Raw genomic sequence first — 20,533 nt, forward strand, 5'->3', positions numbered from 1 at the left:
AGCTTCACCATGACCGGACCGGTAAACCTGCAGACCCACGTAACCGCGCAGCGGCGCCCGCTCTACCGCGACCTCACTTTCCAGGTGCTGGCGGGCATGGTGCTGGGCGTGCTGGTCGGCGTGCTGTGGCCGGACGTCGGCGCCACGCTCAAGCCGCTGGGCGACATCTTCATCCGCCTGATCCAGATGGTGGTAGGGCTGATTATCTTCTGCACCGTCACCCATGGCATCGCCAGCGTTCGCGACATGGGCAAGGTGGGGCGCATCGCGCTCAAGGCCATGGTGTACTTCGAGCTGGTCACCAGCGTGGCGCTGGTGATCGGGCTGGTGGCCGTCAACGTGCTCAAGCCCGGCGTGGGCATGCACGTGGACCTGGCCTCGCTCAGGCACGGCATGGATGCGGCCGACCAGGGAGCGTCCGCGCCGCAGGGCTTCGGCGAGTTCCTCACCCACCTGGTGCCGACGTCCGCGCTGGATGCCTTCAGTCGCGGCGACATCCTGCAGGTGCTGCTGTTCTCCGTGCTGTTTGCCTGCGGACTGGCCAGTCTTGGCGACAAGGCACAGCCGGTGCTGCGCGTCGTCGATGCCACCCAGCAGGCGCTGTTCTGGATCATCCGGCTGGTGATGAAGATCGCCCCCCTGGCCGCCTTCGGCGCGATCGCCTTCACCACCGCCAGGTTCGGCGTCGGCAGCCTGCTGCCGCTGGCCAAGCTGGTGGCGGTGTTCGCGCTGACCTGCGTGGTGTTCCTGGTCGCGGTGCTTGCCCCGATTTCGCACGCATCCGGCTTCAGCCTGCTCAAGCTGATGCGCTACTTCCGCGAGGAACTGGTGCTGGTGCTCGGCACCAGTTCCTCGGAGAGCGTGTTTCCGCAGCTCACCGAGAAACTCACCCGCCTCGGCGTGGACGAATCCGTGGTCGGCATGGTGCTGCCTACGGCGTACAGCTTCAATCACGACGGCACCTGCCTCTATTTCGCGGCGGTGACGGTGTTCCTCGCGCAGGCAACCGACACGGCGCTGGGCTGGCAGGCGCAACTGGGCCTGCTGCTAGTGCTGCTGGTGACCTCCAAGGGCGGCGCGGGCGTCTCGGGCTCGGCCATCGCGGTGCTGACCATGACCCTCGCGGCGACCAAGACCATTCCCGTCGGCAGCGTCGCCCTGATCCTGGGCGTGCATCGCCTGCTGTCAGCGGGTTTCGTGTTCGTGAACATCGTTGGCAATTGCGTTGCCACCGTGGTGGTCGGCCATTGGGAGAAGGCCGTCGACCGCGACAGGCTTCAACGGGAACTACAAGCGGGCTAACAGGAAGTTCGCCTTCAAGACAACATGCAGACCGCGGCTCCTCATGGCGCCGCGATGGGGAGGGTTGTGCCTATGAAAAGTCGGATAGCACGCAAGACGTTGTACGCTGGCCTCGCCGCCGCACTACTGGTGCCCGCGGCACACGCGCAGTCCATCTTGGCATCGCCGGCGGCGCCGGACAGTGGCCCGGCAAGCAACTGGGCCGATACGTATGCCGCGGCGCAGGCGGATGCTCAGCAGAACGGTGCCGATGCTTCCGGCGCGGCCGCCGGAGCGCAGTCACCCTACCGGGAGCCGGCGCTGCCGCGCCCGGCATGGGTGCAGAAGATGCTCGACGATGGCGTCAACATCCGCGCCAACCTGGTGGACCAGTACGCCAGGAACACCGCCGGTGGTGTCCATCAGGGTGGCCACAACGTCGGCCAGTTCTATGTCGGCGCGGACCTGGACCTTGGCAAGATCCTCGGCTGGTCGGGCTCCAGTTTCCATTTCACCGTGTACCGCGACTACGGGCTGAGCCTCAACGCGCTCATCACCGGCACCTACACCAAGCAGCAATACATCTACAAGAACCCCTATCCGCGCTGGCACCTTGGCCTGTTCTCGTACGAGTTCAAGGGACTGGACGATCGCCTGGACATCCAGGTCGGCCGCCTGGGCAGCACCACGTATTTCGGCCACCTCGTGGTCAACTGCCAGTTCACCTCAGCCAACACCTGCGGCGAGCCGCGCATGCTGGTATCCGAAACCGGCCTCAGCCTGCTGCCATCGGCCACCTGGGGCGGCAACGTCAAGTACAAGACCACCGAGAGCACCTATGTCGACGTTGGCGCCTTCGAAGTCAATCCCGCTGTGCAGCCCAGCAACGGCCTGCACTGGGGCATCGAGCATGCGACCGGCTACACCGTGCCGGTCGAATTCGGCTGGGTGAAGAACGACCCGCATGCCGTGCAATACCCGTTCGAACTCAAGGGCGGCGTCTATGCAAGCACGGCGCCGCTGACCGACGTCAACCTCAATACGCGGGGTCTGCCGCTGGGCATCGATGGCGGCACCGCCGCCACCGACCACCACGTCCGCGACGGCGTCTACCTCATGGGCGACAAGGTCATCTGGCGCCCCGATCCGAATTCACCGCGCAGCTTCAATGTCTTCGGTGGCTGGGTGCAGCAGCTGGAACAGCAGGAGATCATGCGACAGCAGATCTATGCCGGCTTCGTGATGACCGGCCCACTCGCCTCCCGGCCGTACGACACGCTCGGCCTGAACGTTTCCGCATTCGAGCTGACCACGGGCGAACGCGCCTACCTCGCCGAGGAACGCTCCAAGCTCGGCGGCAGCGGCTGGAACGCGCGGCACCAGTTCGCCTACGACCTGACCTACAGCCTCCACCTCGTGAGGGGTCTCGAGCTGATGCCGAGCCTGCAGTACATCGTGCATCCGGACAACTCGTCCATTCCGAAAACGCCGGTGCTGCCGAGGAACCTGTTCGTCTATGCGATCGGCCTGCGCATGGACATCGGCGTGCTCATGGGCTTCAGGCCCGCCGCCGCCAACGATTGATGATGAAAGAGGATTGGCTATGTCCGTCGTAGTAACCCGTATCGAACGTGCCGATACCCGTGTGATCGCCGGCCTCGCCCTCGCGGGCGTCGCCACCGTGCACGAAGCGCAGGGCCGTACCGGCCTGATGCAGTCCGGCCTCCGCCCGATCTACGGCGGCGCACGCATCGCCGGCTCGGCGGTCACCGTGCTGATGCCGCCGGGCGACAACTGGATGATGCATGTGGCGATCGAGCAGCTGCGCGAGGGCGACCTGCTCGTCGCCGCCACCACCAGCCCCTGCGAGGACGGCTACTTCGGCGACCTGCTGGCCACCTCCGCCAAGGCGCGCGGCTGTCGTGGCCTGATCATCGACGCCGGCGTCCGCGATGTGCGCGACCTCACCGCCATGGGCTTTCCGGTCTGGAGCCGGGCCATCCATGCGCAGGGCACTGTCAAGGAAACACTGGGCTCGGTCAACGTGCCGGTGGTCTGCGGCGGTGCCCTGGTCCATCCGGGCGACGTGGTCATCGCGGACGACGACGGCGTCTGCGTGGTGCCGCGGGTCACCGCCGCCACGGTGCTGGAAAAGGCGACGGAGCGCGAGGCCAGGGAGGCGGAAAAGCGCGAGCGCCTGGCCGCGGGCGAACTGGGGCTGGACATCTACGGCATGCGCGAGCGGCTGGCCCAGAAAGGCCTGACATACCTTTGAGGCAATCCTCCCGGCATGCACGGCGCCGCGTGCATGCCGGCACTCCCGTATCCGGAAACCAGACTCACCATGATCATCGATTGCCACGGGCACTACACCACCGCGCCAAAGGGCCACGATGCCTTCCGCGACGCGCAGCTGAAGCACTTCGCCGATCCGTCGCTGCCGCCGCCGGCCTATCCCCGCATCTCCGACGACGAGATCCGCGACAGCATCGAGGCCAACCAGCTGCGCCTGCTGCGCGAGCGCGGGGCGGACATGACCATCTTTTCGCCGCGCGCCAGCGCCATGGCGCACCACCAGGGCGACGAAGCCGTGAGCCAGGCGTGGACACGCCATTGCAACGACCTGATCGCCCGCGTGGTCGGCCTCTACCCGGAGACCTTCATCGGCGTGTGCCAGCTCCCGCAGTCGCCCGGGGTGACGATCAGGCATTCCATCGCCGAGCTGGAACGCTGCGTCGACGAGTTGGGCTTCGTCGGCTGCAACCTCAATCCCGATCCGTCGGGCGGCCACTGGGATGGGCCGCCGCTCACCGACCGTGCCTGGTATCCGTTCTTCGAGAAGATGGTGGAGCTGGACGTGCCGGCGATGGTGCATGTCTCCGGCAGCTGCAACGCCAACTTCCATGCGACCGGCGCGCACTACATCAACGCCGACACCACCGCGTTCATGCAATTCCTGCAGGGCGACCTGTTCAGGGATTTCCCCACCTTGCGCTTCGTCATTCCGCACGGTGGCGGCGCGGTTCCCTACCATTGGGGGCGCTACCGCGGGCTGGCCGACATGCTGGGGAAGCCGCCGCTGGGCGAGCACGTCATGCGGAACGTGTACTTCGATACCTGCGTCTACCACCAGCCGGGCATCGACCTGCTGTTCAGGGTGATCGATATCGACAACATCCTGTTCGGCTCGGAAATGCTGGGCGCGGTCCGCGGCCTCGACCCGACCACCGGCCATTACTTCGACGATACCCGCCGCTACATCGATTCGCTGGGGCTTTCCGCCGAGGACGCGCACAAGGTGTATGAAGGCAATGCCCGCCGCGTCTATCCGCGCCTGGACGCACAGCTTAAGGCGCGCGGCAAGTAACCCTGTTCACTGGCTTACCAGCACCCACGACGCCGGATGGCCTGCCTGCAGCCGAAAAAGCGGTGACTTGCCAGGCCATGCCGCATCATGGCCTGAATGCCTGCTCGGAAGCCCTCTTGAGCGAAAGCGCCTCTCGTACGACATATCGCCTGGTGATACGACCGACCAATAGCCAGATCACGGCAGCCATTGGCCCACTGAACCCGATGCTCAAAACAACCATCGAGGTATATTCCGACGTGGCGGAAACGCGATGGAATGCCGAGGCCGTGACGCCGACCGTGCGCATGGTCCAGGTAAAGCCTTCATTCGGCTCGATGGAACTCACGCGCCACGTGGCTGGCCGAAGCCTGGGTTGGCGGACCGTGAACCGTGCCCCCGGACGCAACTCGGGACCATCCAGCGGCTCAATGGACGACACGGTGGGAGTCCATGCGGGCCAATCCGCTACACGTGACAGCACACGCCACACGACCGCGGCCGGTGCGGCTATATCCTGGCTTGTTTGGAAAAAGGCCGTCGTCATGGATCAAGGCTTGCGTTCAGTCAGGGCCAAATCACTTGTCGTCGGAAGGCGCTTCATCCCAGCGCTGGCCTCGGTCAATGACGGGACGCACCCTGGTGATGGTGCAATTCACTGTTGAAGAAATCGCCTAAGGCGTCCACAGCGCGCTCCTCGGACGATCTCTCTGGCAAGGGATGGTTCATGCTCATTCGACTCCTCTTGCATCGGCGCCAGGTCTGGTCAACCAGGCGATGGGAACGCCTACCAGCACGATGTGACTGAACCATTGCTCGGCCAGGGTGAGTGCCGTGAAATGCGGGAAAATGGCCGGCCAGCGCCATGGCAGGACCACCAGGTTCATGGCCGCCCACAAGAACAGGCCATACAGGCACCCCGAGCAAACCGGATGCGCCTGCGGCCACTTCAGCCGCCTTGCCATCAGCGCAAAGACCACGACCATGACCAGCATGATCGCGACGTGCACCAGCAATCCAATGAAAGCGGCCGCAACAGGTGCGTGACGCGCATCCGGCCATACGGCGCTGGCGATACCGACCAATATGACGATGGGAGGATGCCCTTCCAACCACCCATAGGCGAACGCCGAAGCGATGTCCAGGGTCGCGGCGGCCAAGGTGGCTTGCACTATCGAGCGCATCAACGATGTGCTTGCGTATGTTTCATCTTTCATGTCTGGGCTCTCGGATCGGAAGAATGGCAGCCGGCTTCGTGGACGCCAGCCGGGGCAATTGCGTTCGGCGCCGTTGCGTGGCGCCACGGAGCGGCTAATGCAGGTGCCTGAGCTTGTCGGGATTCCTGACGACATAGATAGATCGCCGCGATCTTTCCATTCTCGACGTCGAGCGCCGTGCTCTGCAGCTCGCCATCCGCTTCCTGGCTGACGAACCCGGGCAGGCCATTGATGAAACCGGCGCGCAACAGCTTCGATCCGCGCGCACGGAAGACGATGCGCGCCAGCGCTTCCAATTGCGTCATGACGACATCGATGCCCTGGATCACCTCCAGCAGCGTCGGGCGCTTGCCGCCACCGTCGGCATGGAAGCTGACGTCGTCCATCAGCATGGCGCCGAGCGCATCCATGTTTCCGCTGCGCGAAGCGGCAAAGAAAGCCTCCGCCAGCTCGATGCCACGCTGCCTTTCCACTCGGAAGCGGGGCCGTTCCTGGCGGATGTTCTTTCGCGCACGGGCGGCAAGCTGACGGCAGGCCGCAGTGTCGCGCTGGATGGTCGCGGCCACTTCCTTGAAGTCCAACCCGAACACGTCATGCAGCAGGAACGCCGCCCGTTCAAGCGGGGAAAGGCGCTCCAGTGCGAGCATCAGCGGCAGGGTGACGTCTTCCACCTCGTCCTCTTCCAGGACCGGTTCGGGAAGCCACGGACCCAGGTAGGTCTCGCGCTGATGACGCGCGGATTTGAGCTGGTCCAGGCACAACCGCGTGACGGTGCGCCGCAAGAATGCCGCCGGCTCGCGCACCTCGCGGCGATCCACTTTCATCCAGCGGATGAAAGCCTCCTGCGTCACGTCCTCTGCATCGGCCACCGAGCCGAGCATGCGATAGGCGATGCGCAACAGCGCCGGGCGCCACGGCGCGAACGTCGCCGCCGCATCCTCAGGCTTATCGGCGCTCATGGCCCGGCCACCGCTGTTGCCACGGCCCTGGCGGCGGCCGGATCGGCGAAACCGCCGCATCCCATGGCGATCCGGTTCCATCCGTTGATCACCACGATCGTCAAGGTGAGCTTGACCATTTCCTCTCCGGTAAAATGGGGTCTCAACGCCTCGTAGGCGCGTTCACGCGCGGAGGCATCGGAAAGCAGGGTCAGCGCATCCGTCCATGCGAGCGCCGCACGTTCGCGCCTGGTATAGCAAGGCGCTTCGCGCCATGCCGGCAACAGGTAGATGCGTTGCTCCGTTTCGCCATTTTCCCGGGCGAATTGGCTGTGCATATGGATGCAGCTGGCGCAACCGTTGATCTGCGAGGCGCGAATTTCCACCAACTCCGCGAGCGCAGGCTCCAGGCTCGCGGCAATGGGGGGCGCCGCACCGATCCAGGCTTTCATCAGCTCGGGCGCGGCGGCGACAGGGTCGAATCGGGCTTTCATGCATGGACTCCTCGATAGGATCGCAATACCTGGACGAGCGGCAGCCGCCGGTTGTGACATCCCACCCGCCGAGGCGCCGGCACGACGCCGGCATCATGGCGCAGGCAGGTCCAGCGCCGACCCGAGCGCGGCGGTGCGCAGGATGATCTCCCGCGCTTGGCGGCCCTCCGGTGTCGGCAGCGCGGCGTAGTTGTGCGGCTGGCCCTCGCGCAGGTGGAACTGGACCGGCACGCCTGCCGAACGGGCCTTGGCCACCAGGTCCACGCTGTCCGGGTAAAGCAGGTCGTGGGTACCGGAAAATACGATCATCGGCGCCAGTCCCGGGAATTCGCCGTTCAGTGGACTGACGTATGGGTGGGCGACATCCAGGTCGCCGGCATACAAGCGCCCTACTTCGAGCAGGCCAGGAATGTCCAGGATGGGATCGAGCGCGGCGAGCGCAGCCTGCTCCGGTCGATTCACCACCGCATTCACGCCGGGGGAAATGAGCACCATCGCATCCGGCTGCCGGTATCCGGCATGGCGCAGCCACTGGGCGGCGGCCAGCGCCATGCCGGCACCGGCCGAGTTGCCGATCAAGGTGAGCCTGGCGGGCGCGATGTCATCCATCAGCCTGCGCAGGATCTCACCCATGCGTGGCACGATGAGTTTCGCCGTGGCATCCGGTGCAAGCGGATAGATGGGCACCACGCAGCGCACACCGGCCTCCCGGGTCAGCAGGCCGATGAACCGCCAGTGCGCGCGCTCGATTTCGTTGATGTATCCCCCGCCGTGCAGGAACATCACATAGTTGCAGCCCCCTGGGTCGGTGGTTCGCGCCGTGTGATAAACCGGCCAGCCGTGCTCGTCCTTGCGTGTCACCATGACACCACGGCCCAGGCCTTTGGGCTGGTGGGACACGGGGCGCAGCGCCAGCCTGGCCACCCAATCGTGGACGGCGTCGGCCGATGCCATCTGCTGCTTGACGCCAAGCAGCCGGAACAGCCGGTTGAAGCAACGGCTCTGCCAACTTGGGCCGGCGTCGGCCGCTGGAGATACCGTTGCGACCTCGCCTCCCAGACGGATGGATGGTACCGATGGAAATTCTGCTTTCATCTAACGGGCCTATGGGCAATGGTTCACATGCCATGGATACGGATCGAATGGCGGCGGCGTCCGACCGGGTCGGAAAGCGCTATCGGACGGATGCTTTCCTTCACCCTGACGAGCCAGCTCCCGGCGATGTGACATGGCACGGCGCGGACGCCTGCCCTGCGATATGACGGTCCATGGCATCCCTTGGATACACCACGGCGACCGCGGCTAAACGAACCGCGCCCCCGGTTTCGCCAAGCCACCCGTCATGACCGCCAGACGCCCACCCACCCTGGATCGCTTCGACCACGCCATCCTGAAGCTCTACCAGGCGAATACACGCATCGTGGCCGAAGCCGGCGCCACCGTCGGGCTGTCCCCCGCCGCCGTGCGGCGGCGCCTCAAGCGCATGCGCGAACAGGGCGTGATCAAGGACGAGGTCACCGGGTGCGGTGCCTTTTGGGGAAAATGGCCAGCACTCCCCTCGACCTGCCGGCGGCGAATTCCATGGGGCGACCGAAGCAGGCATCCATTCCCGCATGGGTTGCCATGGCAATGCCTGCGTGGACTAAGAGCCTGTTCACGATCTCCACGTAGCCCGCGTTGAGTCGGTGTGCCCGCCAGGGAGTCGTGCGTGGCGAAGCGCCTGACTGGCTGTCAGGTCGAGCCGCGCGCGGCTTCCTGGCGGGCACACCGACTCAACCCTCCGGGCCGGGTCTGTTTGCCCCCAGGCCGGCGTCATCGCTCGGTCGTGTACGGACGTACACTCCCTCGCTCTTCCTTGGCCTGCGCGCAAACAGCTCCCGGCGCGGGCCACGGGGAGATCGTGAACAGGCTCTAAAGCGTCATGCCGCCGTCGATAGTGAGGCTTGAACCCGTCATGTAGCGGGACGACGCGCCTGCCAGATAGGAGACCAGTTCGGCGACGTCTTCGGTTTGGCCCACCTGTCCGAGCGGCACCAGGCCCTTGATATGCTCGATGTGCTCGATCGTCATATCGGTTTCGATGGGACCGGGCTGGATATTGTTGACACGGATGCCGCGCGGGGCCAGGTCCAGCGCAAGGCCTTTCACCATGGCTGCCACCGCGGCCTTGCTCATGCCGTAGACCGTGCCGATCGGCGTCAGTGGACGTACCGCGCTATTGCTGCCGATGGTGATGACCCGCCCGTTCTCGCCCATGTGGGCAACCGCGGCCTGAATCGCCACGTAGACACCGCGTATGTTCACCTGAAGCACCTGGTCGAGATCCGTCAGGGTGAAGGCATCGATCATGCCCAGGCGCAGAATGCCGGCGTTGACCACCACGACGTCAAGTCGGCCAAAACGTGTCACCACCTTCTCGACGGCTGCCTGGATGGCACTTGCATCGGCACTGTCGGCCTGCAAGGCAAAGGCCTGGCCGCCATCCGCCATGACGGTATCCACGAGATGCCGCGCACTGTCGGGGCGCGACACATAGGTGAAGCCCACGGAGAAGCCGTCGCGCGCCAATCGTCGCACCGCAGCCGCACCAATGCCCCGGGAGCCACCAAAGACGAGGGCTACGCTGTTATTGCTCGGATCGGCATTCACGACATATCCTTTTTATTGAATGATCGGTCAATAACTGACAACAAAAAAAGCGCCATGCCAGGCGCCGCCATTCCATAGGGTAGTTAAGCCTGCAGGCGGTCCACCGCGAAACGGGCGAGCCGGCGCAGTTCCGCCACCTTCGCCCCACTGCGGGCAGCGAGTTGGATGCCGGTCATGCTCATCAACAGGTAGTTGGCCGCTTCGCCCGGGCTTAGCGCCGGATCGATCTCACCGGCGGCCTGTCCTTCGCGAATCCGCTTGACCAGCCGCGAATGGAGGTAAGCCGAGCCCTTCGCACGAAGCTCCGACAATTGCGGCTCGGTCGAGCCAAATTCGCATGCGGAGCCTACGCCCATGCAGCCCAGCGCCCGCATGGCATCGTCGTCGACCGCCAGGCCTTCGAGCATGTCCCGGAAGCCTTGCAGCGCAGAAGCGGGAGCCTGCAAGCGAAGCACATGGGACGAGGTCGAACGCTGCTGGTAGTCGGTGAGGGCTTCTACATACAGCTGCCACTTGTCGCCAAAGGCGTTGTAGAGACTCTGGCGCCCGATACCCATGGCTTTCACCAGATCGTCAGTAGACGTGCCGGCATAACCCTTGGCCCAGAAAACGAGCCGGGCTTGCCCGAGGGCGGTTTCACGATCGAATTCACGCGGCCTGGCCATGGCGTCATCATGGCAATTATGGACTCACCGGTCAATAACACATCGTCTCATTCGCTTGGCGCAGGAACTGTGGACTTCCCGCTCCCGTCCCCGCCATCAATGGCGCTCGTCACCCTGCATGGCATGCAGGCGTCGCACGCGCACCGTGCTTCCACCTTCGTAGATCACCACATAGATGGAACCGTCGTGCAGGATGTCGTCCTTTACCAACGCCTGCGCAGGGAATACCACCGATGCGATATCCGTACCGTCCGCTTGGGGCGCGGCTTCGGCCATTCGGCGCGTTACGCGCGCTTGCATCGGCGCGAACGCTTAGTATTATGGTTGTAATCCTAATATACGGAGCCCGGCCATGCGCTATGACGCCGAACACAAGCAGAAGACCCATGACAAGGTCGTGCGCGTGGCCGCCAGGGCCATCCGCGCCGAAGGTCCCGACCGCGTCGGCGTGGCCGGCGTGATGGCGCAGGCCGGCCTCACCCACGGCGGCTTCTACGCCCATTTCAGCTCCAAGGACGAACTCGTCACCGCCGCCATCGGCGAAATGCTCGCACAGGGCCGCGCGCGCCAGCGCCATGAGATGGATGGCCGTGGTCCCGCCGAGGGCCTGGCCGCCTACATCGACTTCTATCTTTCTCCCGCGCACCGCGACGACCGCTCGAAGGGTTGCCCGATGGCGGCGCTCGCCTCGGACCTGCCGCGGCTCTCCGAGGACACGCGCCGGCTGTTCGCCGATGGCACGCGGCACCTGGCCGATACGCTCGCCGGAAAGCTGCGCGCGCTCGGCCACGACGATGCCGCGGCGGAAGCCCATTCGGCCGTGGCCGAACTGATCGGCGCGCTGTCGCTGGCCCGCATCGAGCCCGACGCCACCCGTTCCGATGCCATCCTGGCCGGCTCGCGCCGCCTGCTGAAACGCCGCCTGGGCCTGGAGGCCGCCACATGAGCATGGTCACCGAGATCGGCGCCGGCCTCGACGGCCTTGCCCAGTTGCGCGCATTCATCGCCTCGGGCCGCCGGCCCGGCATCGCCGATGCACTGGATTTCGACCTGGTCGACGCGGGCGACGGCTTCGCCGCGTTCGAAGGCACGCCGGGACCGCATGCCTACAACCCCATGGGCGCGGTGCACGGCGGCTATTTCGCCACCCTGCTCGACTCGGCCTGCGGCTGCGCCGTGCACTCCCGGCTCACCGCCGCCCAGGGCTATACCTCGCTGGAACTGAAGGTCGCCTTCCACAAGGCGATGACGCAGGATACCGGCCGCGTCCGCGCCGAGGGCCGCGTGCGCACCCTCGGCCGGCGCGTGGCGTTCGCCGAGGCCAGCCTGCTCGATGCGCAGGGCCGCCTATATGCCTCGGCCACCTCCACCCTGCTGGTGTTCGAACGCTGACCGGCCGCAGCGACTGCCCCTTCCCCACCGGACGACTCCCATGAACGATGCCGTGATCGCGGGCCATGTCCGCACGCTTTTCATTCCGCGCGCAAAGGCAGCGTGCGGCATTTTGTCCATTGCCTCTTATCGCAATAATTTACGATAGTCGCGCGCTTTCGCAGCCAGCCAGCGAGATCGCCATGCGACCTCCCGCCAGCGTCACCGCCCTGTCCGGGCCGTTCGTCGCTCCACGGAGATCTCATGAGTCGTACCCATGCATGGATGGCGCTGATGGCGCTTTCGCTCGGCAGCATCGGCACCGCCGCCCAGACCGTTGCCACCACGGAACCGGCGGAACAGGAGGACTCCGGCAAGGAGGCCGACGGCAAGAAGAACAAGGCCAGGTCCGACACCCACGCCACCCTCCCCACTATCCAGGTGGTCGGCTACCGCCTGTTTCCCTACCAGGAAGGCATGGTGATCGACCAGTCGGCCATCGACGACCAGGTCAAGGGCAACGGCGACATCGGCACCCTGCTGCGGCTCAATCCCAGCGTGCAGTTCAACGACACCGCGGCCACCTCGCGCAACATGGGCGAGATCCGCCCCGCCGAGATCAGCATCAACGGCGGCCTGTACTACCAGAACGCCTTCCTGCTCGATGGCGCCAGCTTCACCAACGACCTCGACCCGAACAGCAACAACCCCAACGACATCAACAACCCGTCCAGCCATACCCAGGGCATCGCGCTGGACACCAGCCTGATCGGCAGCCTCACCGTGTACGACAGCAACGTGCCGGCCAGCTACGGCGGCTTCAACGGTGGCGTGGTGGAGGCCGAGAGCCGCAAAGCCAGCAATAGGCTGGCCGGCAGGCTGTCCTACCGCATGGCACGCTCGGCGTGGAACGAGGTGCATATCGCCGACGCCAGCCGCACCGCGTTCGAGCAATCCTCCACGCTGGACAGCCAGCCGCGCTACGACAAGTACCAGGCCAATATGGTGCTGGAAGGCCGCACCGCCGGCGGCATCGGGCTGATCGCCAACGTGGTGCGCACCCACTCGACCATCCCGCTGCGCGGCTACAGCGCGGGCAACGTCTCCGAGCACGACGCCAACCGCAAGGACACCACTCGCCAGAACACCGCCGCCAGCCTGCGCGCGGACTGGAGCAACGACCGAGGCTTGTCGCTGGGCGCGAGCCTCAACTGGGCGCCCACCGAGGAGCGCTACTTCATCCAGAACGCCAAGGACTCCTGGTTCGACCTCAAGCAGGGCGGACCGGTGATGAGCCTGCGCGCCAACCTTGAGCGCGGCGCGTGGAATTTCCGCAACACGCTCAGCTACAGCGACCTGGACAGTTCCCGCCGCAGCGACGCGCGCTACTGGTACAGCTGGCGCTATTCGGCGGAAAAGAACTCCGGCGTCAGCACCGGCAGCCTGAGCACGGAAGGCAACTGGGGCAGCGTGGACCAGACCAACCGCAACATCGGCTACAAGCTGCTGGTGGACCACGACCCGATGTCGCTGGGCCGCACCGAGCATCGCGTGCAGTTCGGCGCGGAACTGGCCGACCGCAAGGCGAGCTACGAGCGCCTGTACGACCACTATTCCTATATCACCCCGGCCGCCACCAGCACCTGCATCGACGCCAGTGGCGTGCTCGACACCGTCGCCTGCTCGATGTCGCCGGTGCCTTACTACAGCGGCCGCGGGCAGTACCTGTCGCGCCTCACCACCTACCATGCCGGCTATTTCGAGGCGCAATCGCGCGAGTGGGCGCTGTTCGCCCAGGACGATATCCGCCTCGGCCACTGGAATTTTCGTCCCGGCATGCGCGTGGACCACGACAGCCTGAGCGGCAAGACCACCACCTCGCCGCGCTTCGCCGCCTCGTGGGATCTGTTCGGCGACCGCAACTCGCTGCTTACCGGCGGCGTCAACCGCTACTACGGCCGCAACCTGTTCGCCTACAAGCTGCGCGAGGGACGCGAAACGCTGGAAACCGTGCAGACGCGCGGCGCCAGCCTGGTGTGGGGCAAGCCGACGCAGAGCCGCAGCGCCACACGCTTCAGCGACCTGTCCGTGCCGTACAGCGACGAGTGGGACCTGGGCTTCAACCAGCGCTGGCGCAACCTGGACGTCAACCTCAAGGCGGTGCACCGCGACAACCGCGACGAGATCATGCGCTGGCGCGTGCCCAGCCTGGATACCAGCGGCTACTACGACACCAACGTCTACGAATACCGCAACGTCGGCCGTGCCAGGAGCAATACCTACACCTTGAGCGTCGGCCTGCTCTCGCCGTGGCAATGGGGACCGGCCCGTACCAACGCGCAACTGGCCTTCGACTACACCGACACCAGCCGCTCGTACACCGGCTCCAGCACCACGATGGACTACGACAACCTCTACAGCGAGAGCGCCTACAACGCCTGGGTACGCTACGAGGGCAAGCTGATGCGCTACTACGAGCTGCCTGCCGGCAACTTCAACCGGCCATGGACCGCGCGTCTGTCCACACAGACGCATATCGACTCGCTGGGCCTGCTGTGGAGCAACTTCCTCCGCTACCGCGCCGGCTACCGCGGCCGCGCCGTCACCGGCGGCGAGATGCTCGGCGACGAACTGATCGACGTGGTGAGCAACGTGCACTGGCCGCGCAGCTGGACGCTGGACAGCGCGCTGGAATACACGCTCCCTCTCACCAGCACGCAGCAGGCCTATATCCGCGTGGAGGCGATGAACCTGACCAACCGCGCCAACCTCATCAACGGCACCAACGTCTACGAACCGGGCCGCAGCTACTGGCTGGAAGCGGGCTACCGGTTCTGATGCCACCGAAGCGCCCCATGGCAGCCGGCCACATTCCAGCCATGTACCGCGATCTCCCGCGCCGGATGCATCCGGCGCTGCGCCGCTGTTCCGTACTGCTGCTGGCGGTGGCGGCCGGCACCGCATCGTCTCCCGTCGCGCCGGACGGCACCCAGGACGCCACGCCCTCGCTGGGCGAATGCGCGGCGCGCCTCGCCACGCGCACTGACCGCGTCGACACCGTCTGCCTGCGGCGGATCTATGCGCGGCCCATCGCCGCCTGGCCCGCGCCGCATCTGTCCGAAGGCGCCGCGTGGCAGGAGTTCGCGCCATTGCCTCTGCCGCCGGAGCCGGCCGGCAACCCGTCCACGCCCGCGAAGATCGCGCTCGGCAAGCGCCTGTTCGAGGATCCTCGCCTGTCGCGCTCGGGGCAGATCGCCTGCGCCAGCTGCCACGACCGCCAGCTCGGCTGGGGCGATGGGCGCAGCGTCTCGTTCGGGCACGGCCGCCAGGCCGGCCGACGCAACGCGCCGGGCGTGGCGATGGCCGCCTACGCCACCTCGCTGTTCTGGGACGGTCGCGCCGGCTCGCTGGAGCAACAGGCGCCGGGGCCAATCCAGGACCCCAGGGAAATGGCCTTCGACCTCGGCGACCTGGAACGGCGGCTGGACCGCGATGGCGACTACCGCGCGGCGTTCGGGCAGATCTTTGGCGACACCAAGGTCAGCGCGCCGCGCGTGGCGCGGGCGCTGGCCGCCTACGAACGCAGCCTGGCGCCACGGCCCAACCGCTTCGACCGCTTCCTGGCCGGCCAGCGTGGCCTGCTCAGCGATCGCCAGCTATGGGGCCTGCACCTGTTCCGCACGCGCGGCCGCTGCATGAACTGCCACAGCGGGCCGGCCCTCACCGACCAGCGCTTCCACAACCTCGGGTTGCACTACTACGGACGGCGCTACCAGGACCTGGGCCGCTACGAGGTGACCGGCGACCCCGCCGACGCGGGCAAATTCCGCACGCCGTCGCTGCGCATGGTGTCGCAGAGCGGTCCCTGGATGCACAACGGGCTGTTCCCGCACCTGCGCGGCATCGTGGCGATGTACGCGGCAGGCGCGCCGCACCCCGAACCCAGCGCCGCGCAGGTGAACGACCCGCTGTTTCCCCGAACCGACCCGCTGCTGCGCCCACTCGACCTCAGTGCCGCCGAGATCGAGGCGATCGCCGAGTTCCTGCAAGTGCTCTAGCGGGCGTGCGCGCGCATGGTCCGGGTGCGCGCTGCTTTCTTGGCGGCGGCCGAACGGCCTGCCGCGCCCTTGGTGCGGGCCGCCTTCTTGGCCGCGGCGGAACGCTGGGACGAGGTGCGCTTGCTGGCCGCCGTACGGGCCTGGCGCGACAGCGCGGACTTGCTCGCCGTGCCGGCGGGCTCGCGCTTCAGCGCCGCCTCGGTGGCGCGGCTGCGCGTGGCCGAGGTGCGCTTGGTCGTCGCCGTGCCGCGCTTGCGAGCCGCCGGCTTCTTGCGCGCGCTCTTCTTGGCGGCCGTGCCCTTCCTGGCCGTCGAGCCCTTCTTCGCCGGCACCTTGACGCCGGCCCGGCGCGCCTCGGACAAGCCGATGGCGATGGCCTGCTTGGCCGACCGGGCGCCGTGCTTGCCCTCGCGGACGTGCTCGATCTCCTCGCGGACGAACTCGCCGGCCTGCGTGCTGGCGGACTTGCCTTCGCGCTGGTCCTTGCGCGCGCGTGCCATCGCTCTCTGGGTAGGCATGACGCTGCTCCGGTCTCGAAAGGAAGGCCTATGCTGAAGGCGGCGCCGTGAAGCATGGGGCAAGGAATATTGAAGGTGCCGCCAAGCGTTCAGGGCCAACCAGCCTTAATTTTGTAGGAGCGCACCCTGTGCGCGACCGCGGAGTCATGGCCATGCCGCGGTCGCGCACTGGGTGCGTTCCTACACGAGCTTAAGGAGGGCATCATGCCAGCGCGTGGTCCTCGGCCGGATCCTCCGCCGCCACGAAGCCGCCGGTCTGGCGTTGCCACAGGCGCGCATACAGGCCGCCGCGCGCGATCAGCTCGGCATGCGTGCCGCTTTCCACGATGCGGCCCTTGTCCATCACCACCAGGCGGTCCATGCGCGCGATGGTGGAGAGCCGGTGGGCGATGGCGATCACCGTCTTGCCGCGCATCAGCAGCTCCAGACTGTCCTGGATCGCCGCCTCGGCCTCCGAATCCAGCGCCGAGGTGGCCTCGTCCAGCACCAGGATCGGTGCGTCCTTCAGCAGCACGCGGGCGATGGCGATGCGCTGGCGCTGCCCGCCGCTGAGCTTCACGCCGCGCTCGCCGACGTGGGCGTCGTAGCCGGTGCGGCCCTCGCCGTCGACCAGTTGCGGAATGAACTCGTCCGCGCGCGCCTTGCGTACGGCCTCGGCCAGCTGCGCCTCGGTGGCGTCCGGGCGGCCGTACAGCAGGTTGTCGCGGATCGAGCGATGCAGCAGCGAGGTGTCCTGGGTCACCACGCCGATCTGCGCGCGCAGGCTCTCCTGGCTGACAGTGGCGATGTCCTGCCCGTCGACCAGGATGCGCCCGCCCTCCAGGTCATACAGGCGCAGCAGCACGTTCACCAGCGTGGACTTGCCCGCGCCCGACGGCCCGACCACGCCGATCTTCTCGCCGCCGCGCACCTCCAGGTCGAGCCCCGGTATCACCCCGCCCTGCTTGCCGTAATGGAAGTGGATGTCCTCGAAGCGCACCTTGCCCTCGGTGACCGCCAGCGGCGGCGCACCCTCGCGGTCCTGCACCGCGCGCGGCTGCGAGATGGTGGTGATGCCGTCCTGCACCGTGCCCACGTTCTCGAAGATGCCGTTGACCACCCACATGATCCAGCCGGACATGTTGTTGATGCGGATGACCAGGCCCGTGCACAGCGCGATGGCGCCGACCGTGATCTTTTCCTGGCTCCACAACCACACCGCCAGCCCCGAGGTGCCCACGATCAGGAAGCCGTTGAGCGTGGTGATGCTGGCGTCCATCGCGGTGGTCAGGCGCGTCATCGCGCGCGTGCTGTCCACCTGCGTGCGCATGGCGTCGGCCACGTAGTCCTCCTCGCGGCGGGTATGCGCGAACAGCTTGAGCGTGAGGATGTTGCTGTAGCCGTCCACGATGCGGCCCATCAGGCGCGAACGCGCCTCCGACGCCTTCCACGAACGCTCCTTGGTGCGCGGCACGAAATAGGCCAGGATCGCCACGTAGCAGCCCAGCCACAGCACCAGCGGCGCGGCCAGCCAGGCATCGGCCTGGGCGAACATCACGATGGCGCTGCCGGTATAGATCACCACGTACCACATGGCGTCGACGATCTGTACCGCCGACTCGCGCAGCGAGGCACCGGTTTGCATGATGCGGTTGGCGATGCGGCCGGCGAAATCGTTCTGGAAAAAGCCCAGGCTCTGGCGGACCACGTAGCGGTGATGCTGCCAGCGGATGCGCGCGGTCAGTCCCGGCACCACCGCCTGGTTCACCAGCAGGTCGTGCACCGCCGACAGCACCGGCCGCAGCACCAGTGCCACGAAGCCCATCCACAGCAGCTCATGGCCGTGCACATGGAAGAAATCCGCCGCCGGCACGCCGTGCGCCATGTCCACGATGCGCCCGATGAACCCGAACAGCGCCACCTCCACCAGCGCAAAGCCCAGCCCCACCAGCAGCACCACCGCGAATAGCGGGCCGGCCTGGCGCAAGTAATAGGCATAGAAACGCCACACCGAGGTGGGCGGCATGCCGTCGGCGGGCGCCCTGAACGGGTCGATGAGCTTTTCGAACCAGCGGAAGAGCATGAGGGGGATGCGTCCTCGGGACGGGAGGGAATCGTTGGTTAGTGATGGTGAAGAGGGGGAGTTTCAAGTTTTGGATTGGTGGCGTAGCTACCGCCTTGCCGCTCTGAACGCTGCACGCCAACCCCGCTTGCATTCCCAACAAAATAAGATATATCGTAAGACTGTTACTTAAGATATATCGTAAACTATCCATGCGATTCCACTCATTCTTCGGCCACCACGGCCACAATCACCACCACCACGACACTTGGCCCCATGAAGCCATGGGTTTCGGCCGTGGCCGCGGCTTCGGGCGCGGCTTCGACGACGAGGGAGCCGGCGGGCGCGGCATGGGCGGCCGCTTCCGTGGCGGTCGCGTATTCGGCCACGGCGACCTCAAGCTGATCCTGCTGGCGTTGATCGCCGAGCAGCCGCGCCATGGCTATGAGCTGATCCGCACCATCGAGGAGATGTTCGACGGCGCCTACGCCCCTAGCCCCGGCGCGGTCTATCCCACCCTCACCCTGCTGGAGGAACTCGGCCATGCGCGGGTGGAAAGCGGCGATGGCAAGAAGCTGTACACCGTCACCGAGGAGGGCAAAGCCTTCCTGGCCGAGAACAAGGACGCGGTCGACGCGGTGATGTCGCGCATGAAGCAGACCGCGAAGCTGTTCGCGCGGGCGGCGGCGCCGATGGCGCTGCGCGAGGCGATGCACAACCTCAAGCGCGCGCTGCTGATGCATGGCGGCCCGTGGAATGCGGCCGAGGTGAAGCGGGTGCGCGGGATCATCCAGCGTGCGGCGGCGGAGATCGCCAAGGGGCGCGAGGATGCATGAACGCGCCGCCCTGCCCATGGACGACGCCAACGCGGCGCTGCTCCAGGCGGGCATGCGCGCCACGCCGGCGCGGCTGGCGATCTGGCGGTCACTGCGCGAAGCGGAGGACGAGCCGGATGCGGTGGAACTGATGCGCCGGGCACGCACGCTGGAGCCGCGCACCAGCCTGGGCACGGTGTACCGCTTCCTGCGCGAGCTGGAACAGCAGGGACTGGCCAGCGCGCGACCGGTGCCGCACGAGCGAGCGCGCTGGCGCTTCGGTGGCGGTGTGGACGCGCCCGCCGCGCGCGACCCGGCCGCCCTGACCGCCGTTGCGCGGCTGGCGGCGGCGTTCGGCTACCGGCTGGTGCCGATCAGAGGAGACTGACCGGCGCGCAGCGCGGCGTCCCGGCGCGAGGCCAGCCGGTCCGCCAGCCGCGTCGGTTCCGGCAGGCGATAGCGCGTGCAGCAGGCCAGCACCAGTTCCGGCGCGGCCTGCATGCTGACGCGGTGGCCGGGCGAGACGACCAGCGGGCGGATGCCGTCCTTGCTGCGCAGCACCCAGCCGATCGTCTTGCCCGTGTAGTGCAGCGGCACGCGCTCGCCGCGCAGCGGGCCGAGCGCCTCGTGCGTGCCCACCAGGATGGACTTGGCCACGCCGACGGTCGGCAGGTTGGTGGCCACGCCCAAGTGCGCGGCGATGCCCAGCCCGCGCGGATGCGCCACGCCGTGGCCGTCGACGAACACCAGGTCGGGCAGCTGCGGCAGTTGCTCCAGGGCCTGCAGCACCGCAGGCAGTTCGCGGAAGGACAGCAGGCCGGGAATGTAGGGCATCTGCGTGGGCTGTCGCGCCACCACCTCGGCCAGCGGCGTCAGCGTCTGGGCATCCAGCAGCACGGCGGCGGCGCGCGTCACCGCCCCACCCTCCTCGAAGCCCACGTCGACGCCGGCCACGAGGCGCAACGGCGGGTGGTCATCCTCCAGCCGCACGCGCGCGGCCAGCGTGACCTGCAGGGCGCGCGCGCCGGCCACGTCGCCGCTCCACGGCGGTACCATCGACATGTCGGCCAGCGTCTGCATCCCGGAAGCGTGACGCCTGTGCGCTGAACGGATCGTCAAGGCATTTATTCATTGACCGCT

At 66.7% G+C, this 20,533-nt stretch carries 22 protein-coding genes; 11 read left to right on the top strand and 11 right to left on the bottom strand.

Annotated elements, in window-relative coordinates:
• Positions 1–9: 9 nt before the first annotated feature.
• From dctA to MJ605_RS14630, 4 genes are all read left to right on the top strand, one after another.
• Positions 10–1,302 (top strand): C4-dicarboxylate transporter DctA, encoded by a 1,293-nt coding sequence (gene dctA / locus MJ605_RS14615; protein ID WP_243042279.1) that lies wholly within the window; start codon positions 10–12, stop codon positions 1,300–1,302.
• Between the two features lie 72 nt (positions 1,303–1,374).
• The gene (locus tag MJ605_RS14620; RefSeq protein WP_243042280.1) at positions 1,375–2,865 is read left to right on the top strand and encodes a carbohydrate porin; all 1,491 of its coding nucleotides are present in this window, start codon (positions 1,375–1,377) and stop codon (positions 2,863–2,865) included.
• Positions 2,866–2,884: 19 nt separating this feature from the next.
• Positions 2,885–3,556, top strand: a complete 672-nt coding sequence (locus MJ605_RS14625) for a 4-carboxy-4-hydroxy-2-oxoadipate aldolase/oxaloacetate decarboxylase (RefSeq protein ID WP_243042281.1) — start codon at positions 2,885–2,887, stop codon at positions 3,554–3,556.
• A gap of 69 nt (positions 3,557–3,625) precedes the next feature.
• Complete coding sequence (locus MJ605_RS14630; protein WP_243042282.1) at positions 3,626–4,648, top strand: amidohydrolase family protein; 1,023 nt, start codon at positions 3,626–3,628, stop codon at positions 4,646–4,648.
• An 85-nt stretch (positions 4,649–4,733) separates the two neighbouring features.
• On the opposite strand, the gene MJ605_RS19440 is transcribed toward MJ605_RS14630, so the two are convergent.
• The 5 genes from MJ605_RS19440 to MJ605_RS14655 all read right to left on the bottom strand — a co-directional run bounded on the left by MJ605_RS19440 (position 4,734) and on the right by MJ605_RS14655 (position 8,200).
• Entirely contained in the window at positions 4,734–5,174 is a 441-nt protein-coding gene (locus tag MJ605_RS19440) for an SRPBCC family protein (protein ID WP_425601020.1), read from the bottom strand.
• Positions 5,175–5,358: 184 nt separating this feature from the next.
• A complete protein-coding gene (locus MJ605_RS14640; protein WP_243042284.1) occupies positions 5,359–5,844 on the bottom strand; it encodes a hypothetical protein in 486 nt (161 codons plus the stop codon).
• On the bottom strand, positions 5,841–6,803 hold the full coding sequence (locus MJ605_RS14645) for a sigma-70 family RNA polymerase sigma factor (RefSeq protein WP_243042285.1): 963 nt from the start codon (positions 6,801–6,803) through the stop codon (positions 5,841–5,843). The genes MJ605_RS14640 and MJ605_RS14645 overlap by 4 nt, the downstream gene beginning before the upstream one ends.
• Positions 6,800–7,276 (bottom strand): carboxymuconolactone decarboxylase family protein, encoded by a 477-nt coding sequence (locus MJ605_RS14650; RefSeq protein ID WP_243042286.1) that lies wholly within the window; start codon positions 7,274–7,276, stop codon positions 6,800–6,802. Before MJ605_RS14650 ends, MJ605_RS14645 begins: the two co-directional genes overlap by 4 nt.
• 93 nt (positions 7,277–7,369) lie before the next feature.
• Positions 7,370–8,200, bottom strand: a complete 831-nt coding sequence (locus MJ605_RS14655) for an alpha/beta hydrolase fold domain-containing protein (protein ID WP_243042287.1) — start codon at positions 8,198–8,200, stop codon at positions 7,370–7,372.
• Positions 8,201–8,618: 418 nt separating this feature from the next.
• Here MJ605_RS14655 and MJ605_RS19445 point away from each other — a divergent pair, with 418 nt between their 5' ends.
• Positions 8,619–8,957: an Lrp/AsnC family transcriptional regulator gene (locus MJ605_RS19445; protein ID WP_425601021.1), complete on the top strand. Its 339-nt coding sequence runs from the start codon at positions 8,619–8,621 to the stop codon at positions 8,955–8,957.
• A 230-nt stretch (positions 8,958–9,187) separates the two neighbouring features.
• Here the strand turns inward: MJ605_RS19445 and MJ605_RS14660 are convergent, their stop codons facing one another.
• From MJ605_RS14660 to MJ605_RS14670, 3 genes are all read right to left on the bottom strand, one after another.
• Complete coding sequence (locus MJ605_RS14660) at positions 9,188–9,925, bottom strand: SDR family oxidoreductase (protein ID WP_243042288.1); 738 nt, start codon at positions 9,923–9,925, stop codon at positions 9,188–9,190.
• A gap of 83 nt (positions 9,926–10,008) precedes the next feature.
• A complete protein-coding gene (locus tag MJ605_RS14665; protein WP_243042289.1) occupies positions 10,009–10,590 on the bottom strand; it encodes a TetR/AcrR family transcriptional regulator in 582 nt (193 codons plus the stop codon).
• A 96-nt stretch (positions 10,591–10,686) separates the two neighbouring features.
• The gene (locus tag MJ605_RS14670; RefSeq protein ID WP_243042290.1) at positions 10,687–10,866 is read right to left on the bottom strand and encodes a hypothetical protein; all 180 of its coding nucleotides are present in this window, start codon (positions 10,864–10,866) and stop codon (positions 10,687–10,689) included.
• Between the two features lie 76 nt (positions 10,867–10,942).
• On the opposite strand from MJ605_RS14670, the gene MJ605_RS14675 reads away from it, so the two are divergent.
• The 4 genes from MJ605_RS14675 to MJ605_RS14690 all read left to right on the top strand — a co-directional run bounded on the left by MJ605_RS14675 (position 10,943) and on the right by MJ605_RS14690 (position 16,019).
• Complete coding sequence (locus MJ605_RS14675; protein WP_243042291.1) at positions 10,943–11,536, top strand: TetR/AcrR family transcriptional regulator; 594 nt, start codon at positions 10,943–10,945, stop codon at positions 11,534–11,536.
• Positions 11,533–11,982 carry a PaaI family thioesterase gene (locus tag MJ605_RS14680; protein ID WP_243042292.1) on the top strand — a complete coding sequence of 150 codons (450 nt, stop codon included), beginning with the start codon at positions 11,533–11,535 and terminating at the stop codon, positions 11,980–11,982. Before MJ605_RS14675 ends, MJ605_RS14680 begins: the two co-directional genes overlap by 4 nt.
• Before the next feature lie 243 nt (positions 11,983–12,225).
• The gene (locus MJ605_RS14685; RefSeq protein WP_243042293.1) at positions 12,226–14,799 is read left to right on the top strand and encodes a TonB-dependent receptor plug domain-containing protein; all 2,574 of its coding nucleotides are present in this window, start codon (positions 12,226–12,228) and stop codon (positions 14,797–14,799) included.
• Positions 14,800–14,816: 17 nt separating this feature from the next.
• Positions 14,817–16,019, top strand: a complete 1,203-nt coding sequence (locus MJ605_RS14690; protein ID WP_243042294.1) for a cytochrome-c peroxidase — start codon at positions 14,817–14,819, stop codon at positions 16,017–16,019.
• Here MJ605_RS14690 and MJ605_RS14695 read toward each other — a convergent pair.
• Positions 16,016–16,537: a DUF6496 domain-containing protein gene (locus MJ605_RS14695; RefSeq protein WP_243042295.1), complete on the bottom strand. Its 522-nt coding sequence runs from the start codon at positions 16,535–16,537 to the stop codon at positions 16,016–16,018. The genes MJ605_RS14690 and MJ605_RS14695 overlap by 4 nt on opposite strands.
• A gap of 202 nt (positions 16,538–16,739) precedes the next feature.
• Positions 16,740–18,599 carry an ABC transporter ATP-binding protein gene (locus MJ605_RS14700; protein ID WP_243042296.1) on the bottom strand — a complete coding sequence of 620 codons (1,860 nt, stop codon included), beginning with the start codon at positions 18,597–18,599 and terminating at the stop codon, positions 16,740–16,742.
• A gap of 191 nt (positions 18,600–18,790) precedes the next feature.
• Between MJ605_RS14700 and MJ605_RS14705 the strand changes: the two genes are divergently transcribed.
• Complete coding sequence (locus MJ605_RS14705; RefSeq protein WP_243042297.1) at positions 18,791–19,414, top strand: PadR family transcriptional regulator; 624 nt, start codon at positions 18,791–18,793, stop codon at positions 19,412–19,414.
• Positions 19,407–19,781, top strand: coding sequence for a Fur family transcriptional regulator (locus MJ605_RS14710; protein ID WP_243042298.1), 375 nt, complete (start codon positions 19,407–19,409; stop codon positions 19,779–19,781). The genes MJ605_RS14705 and MJ605_RS14710 overlap by 8 nt, the downstream gene beginning before the upstream one ends.
• Here MJ605_RS14710 and nfi read toward each other — a convergent pair.
• Positions 19,751–20,473: a deoxyribonuclease V gene (gene nfi, locus MJ605_RS14715; RefSeq protein WP_243042299.1), complete on the bottom strand. Its 723-nt coding sequence runs from the start codon at positions 20,471–20,473 to the stop codon at positions 19,751–19,753. The genes MJ605_RS14710 and nfi overlap by 31 nt on opposite strands.
• Between the last annotated feature and the right edge of the window lie 60 nt (positions 20,474–20,533).

Origin of the sequence: Dyella sedimenti (assembly GCF_022760995.1) — a bacterium.
Lineage (GTDB): Bacteria > Pseudomonadota > Gammaproteobacteria > Xanthomonadales > Rhodanobacteraceae > Dyella > Dyella sedimenti.

Coding starts and splice junctions, on each gene's coding strand:
- dctA (WP_243042279.1), top strand. CDS start 10: ATGACCGGACCGGTAAACCTGCAGACCCACGTAACCGCGCAGCGGCGC.
- MJ605_RS14620 (WP_243042280.1), top strand. CDS start 1,375: ATGAAAAGTCGGATAGCACGCAAGACGTTGTACGCTGGCCTCGCCGCC.
- MJ605_RS14625 (WP_243042281.1), top strand. CDS start 2,885: ATGTCCGTCGTAGTAACCCGTATCGAACGTGCCGATACCCGTGTGATC.
- MJ605_RS14630 (WP_243042282.1), top strand. CDS start 3,626: ATGATCATCGATTGCCACGGGCACTACACCACCGCGCCAAAGGGCCAC.
- MJ605_RS19440 (WP_425601020.1), bottom strand. CDS start 5,174: ATGACGACGGCCTTTTTCCAAACAAGCCAGGATATAGCCGCACCGGCC.
- MJ605_RS14640 (WP_243042284.1), bottom strand. CDS start 5,844: ATGAAAGATGAAACATACGCAAGCACATCGTTGATGCGCTCGATAGTG.
- MJ605_RS14645 (WP_243042285.1), bottom strand. CDS start 6,803: ATGAGCGCCGATAAGCCTGAGGATGCGGCGGCGACGTTCGCGCCGTGG.
- MJ605_RS14650 (WP_243042286.1), bottom strand. CDS start 7,276: ATGAAAGCCCGATTCGACCCTGTCGCCGCCGCGCCCGAGCTGATGAAA.
- MJ605_RS19445 (WP_425601021.1), top strand. CDS start 8,619: ATGACCGCCAGACGCCCACCCACCCTGGATCGCTTCGACCACGCCATC.
- MJ605_RS14665 (WP_243042289.1), bottom strand. CDS start 10,590: ATGGCCAGGCCGCGTGAATTCGATCGTGAAACCGCCCTCGGGCAAGCC.
- MJ605_RS14670 (WP_243042290.1), bottom strand. CDS start 10,866: ATGGCCGAAGCCGCGCCCCAAGCGGACGGTACGGATATCGCATCGGTG.
- MJ605_RS14675 (WP_243042291.1), top strand. CDS start 10,943: ATGCGCTATGACGCCGAACACAAGCAGAAGACCCATGACAAGGTCGTG.
- MJ605_RS14680 (WP_243042292.1), top strand. CDS start 11,533: ATGAGCATGGTCACCGAGATCGGCGCCGGCCTCGACGGCCTTGCCCAG.
- MJ605_RS14685 (WP_243042293.1), top strand. CDS start 12,226: ATGAGTCGTACCCATGCATGGATGGCGCTGATGGCGCTTTCGCTCGGC.
- MJ605_RS14690 (WP_243042294.1), top strand. CDS start 14,817: ATGGCAGCCGGCCACATTCCAGCCATGTACCGCGATCTCCCGCGCCGG.
- MJ605_RS14695 (WP_243042295.1), bottom strand. CDS start 16,537: ATGCCTACCCAGAGAGCGATGGCACGCGCGCGCAAGGACCAGCGCGAA.
- MJ605_RS14700 (WP_243042296.1), bottom strand. CDS start 18,599: ATGCTCTTCCGCTGGTTCGAAAAGCTCATCGACCCGTTCAGGGCGCCC.
- MJ605_RS14705 (WP_243042297.1), top strand. CDS start 18,791: ATGCGATTCCACTCATTCTTCGGCCACCACGGCCACAATCACCACCAC.
- MJ605_RS14710 (WP_243042298.1), top strand. CDS start 19,407: ATGCATGAACGCGCCGCCCTGCCCATGGACGACGCCAACGCGGCGCTG.
- nfi (WP_243042299.1), bottom strand. CDS start 20,473: ATGCAGACGCTGGCCGACATGTCGATGGTACCGCCGTGGAGCGGCGAC.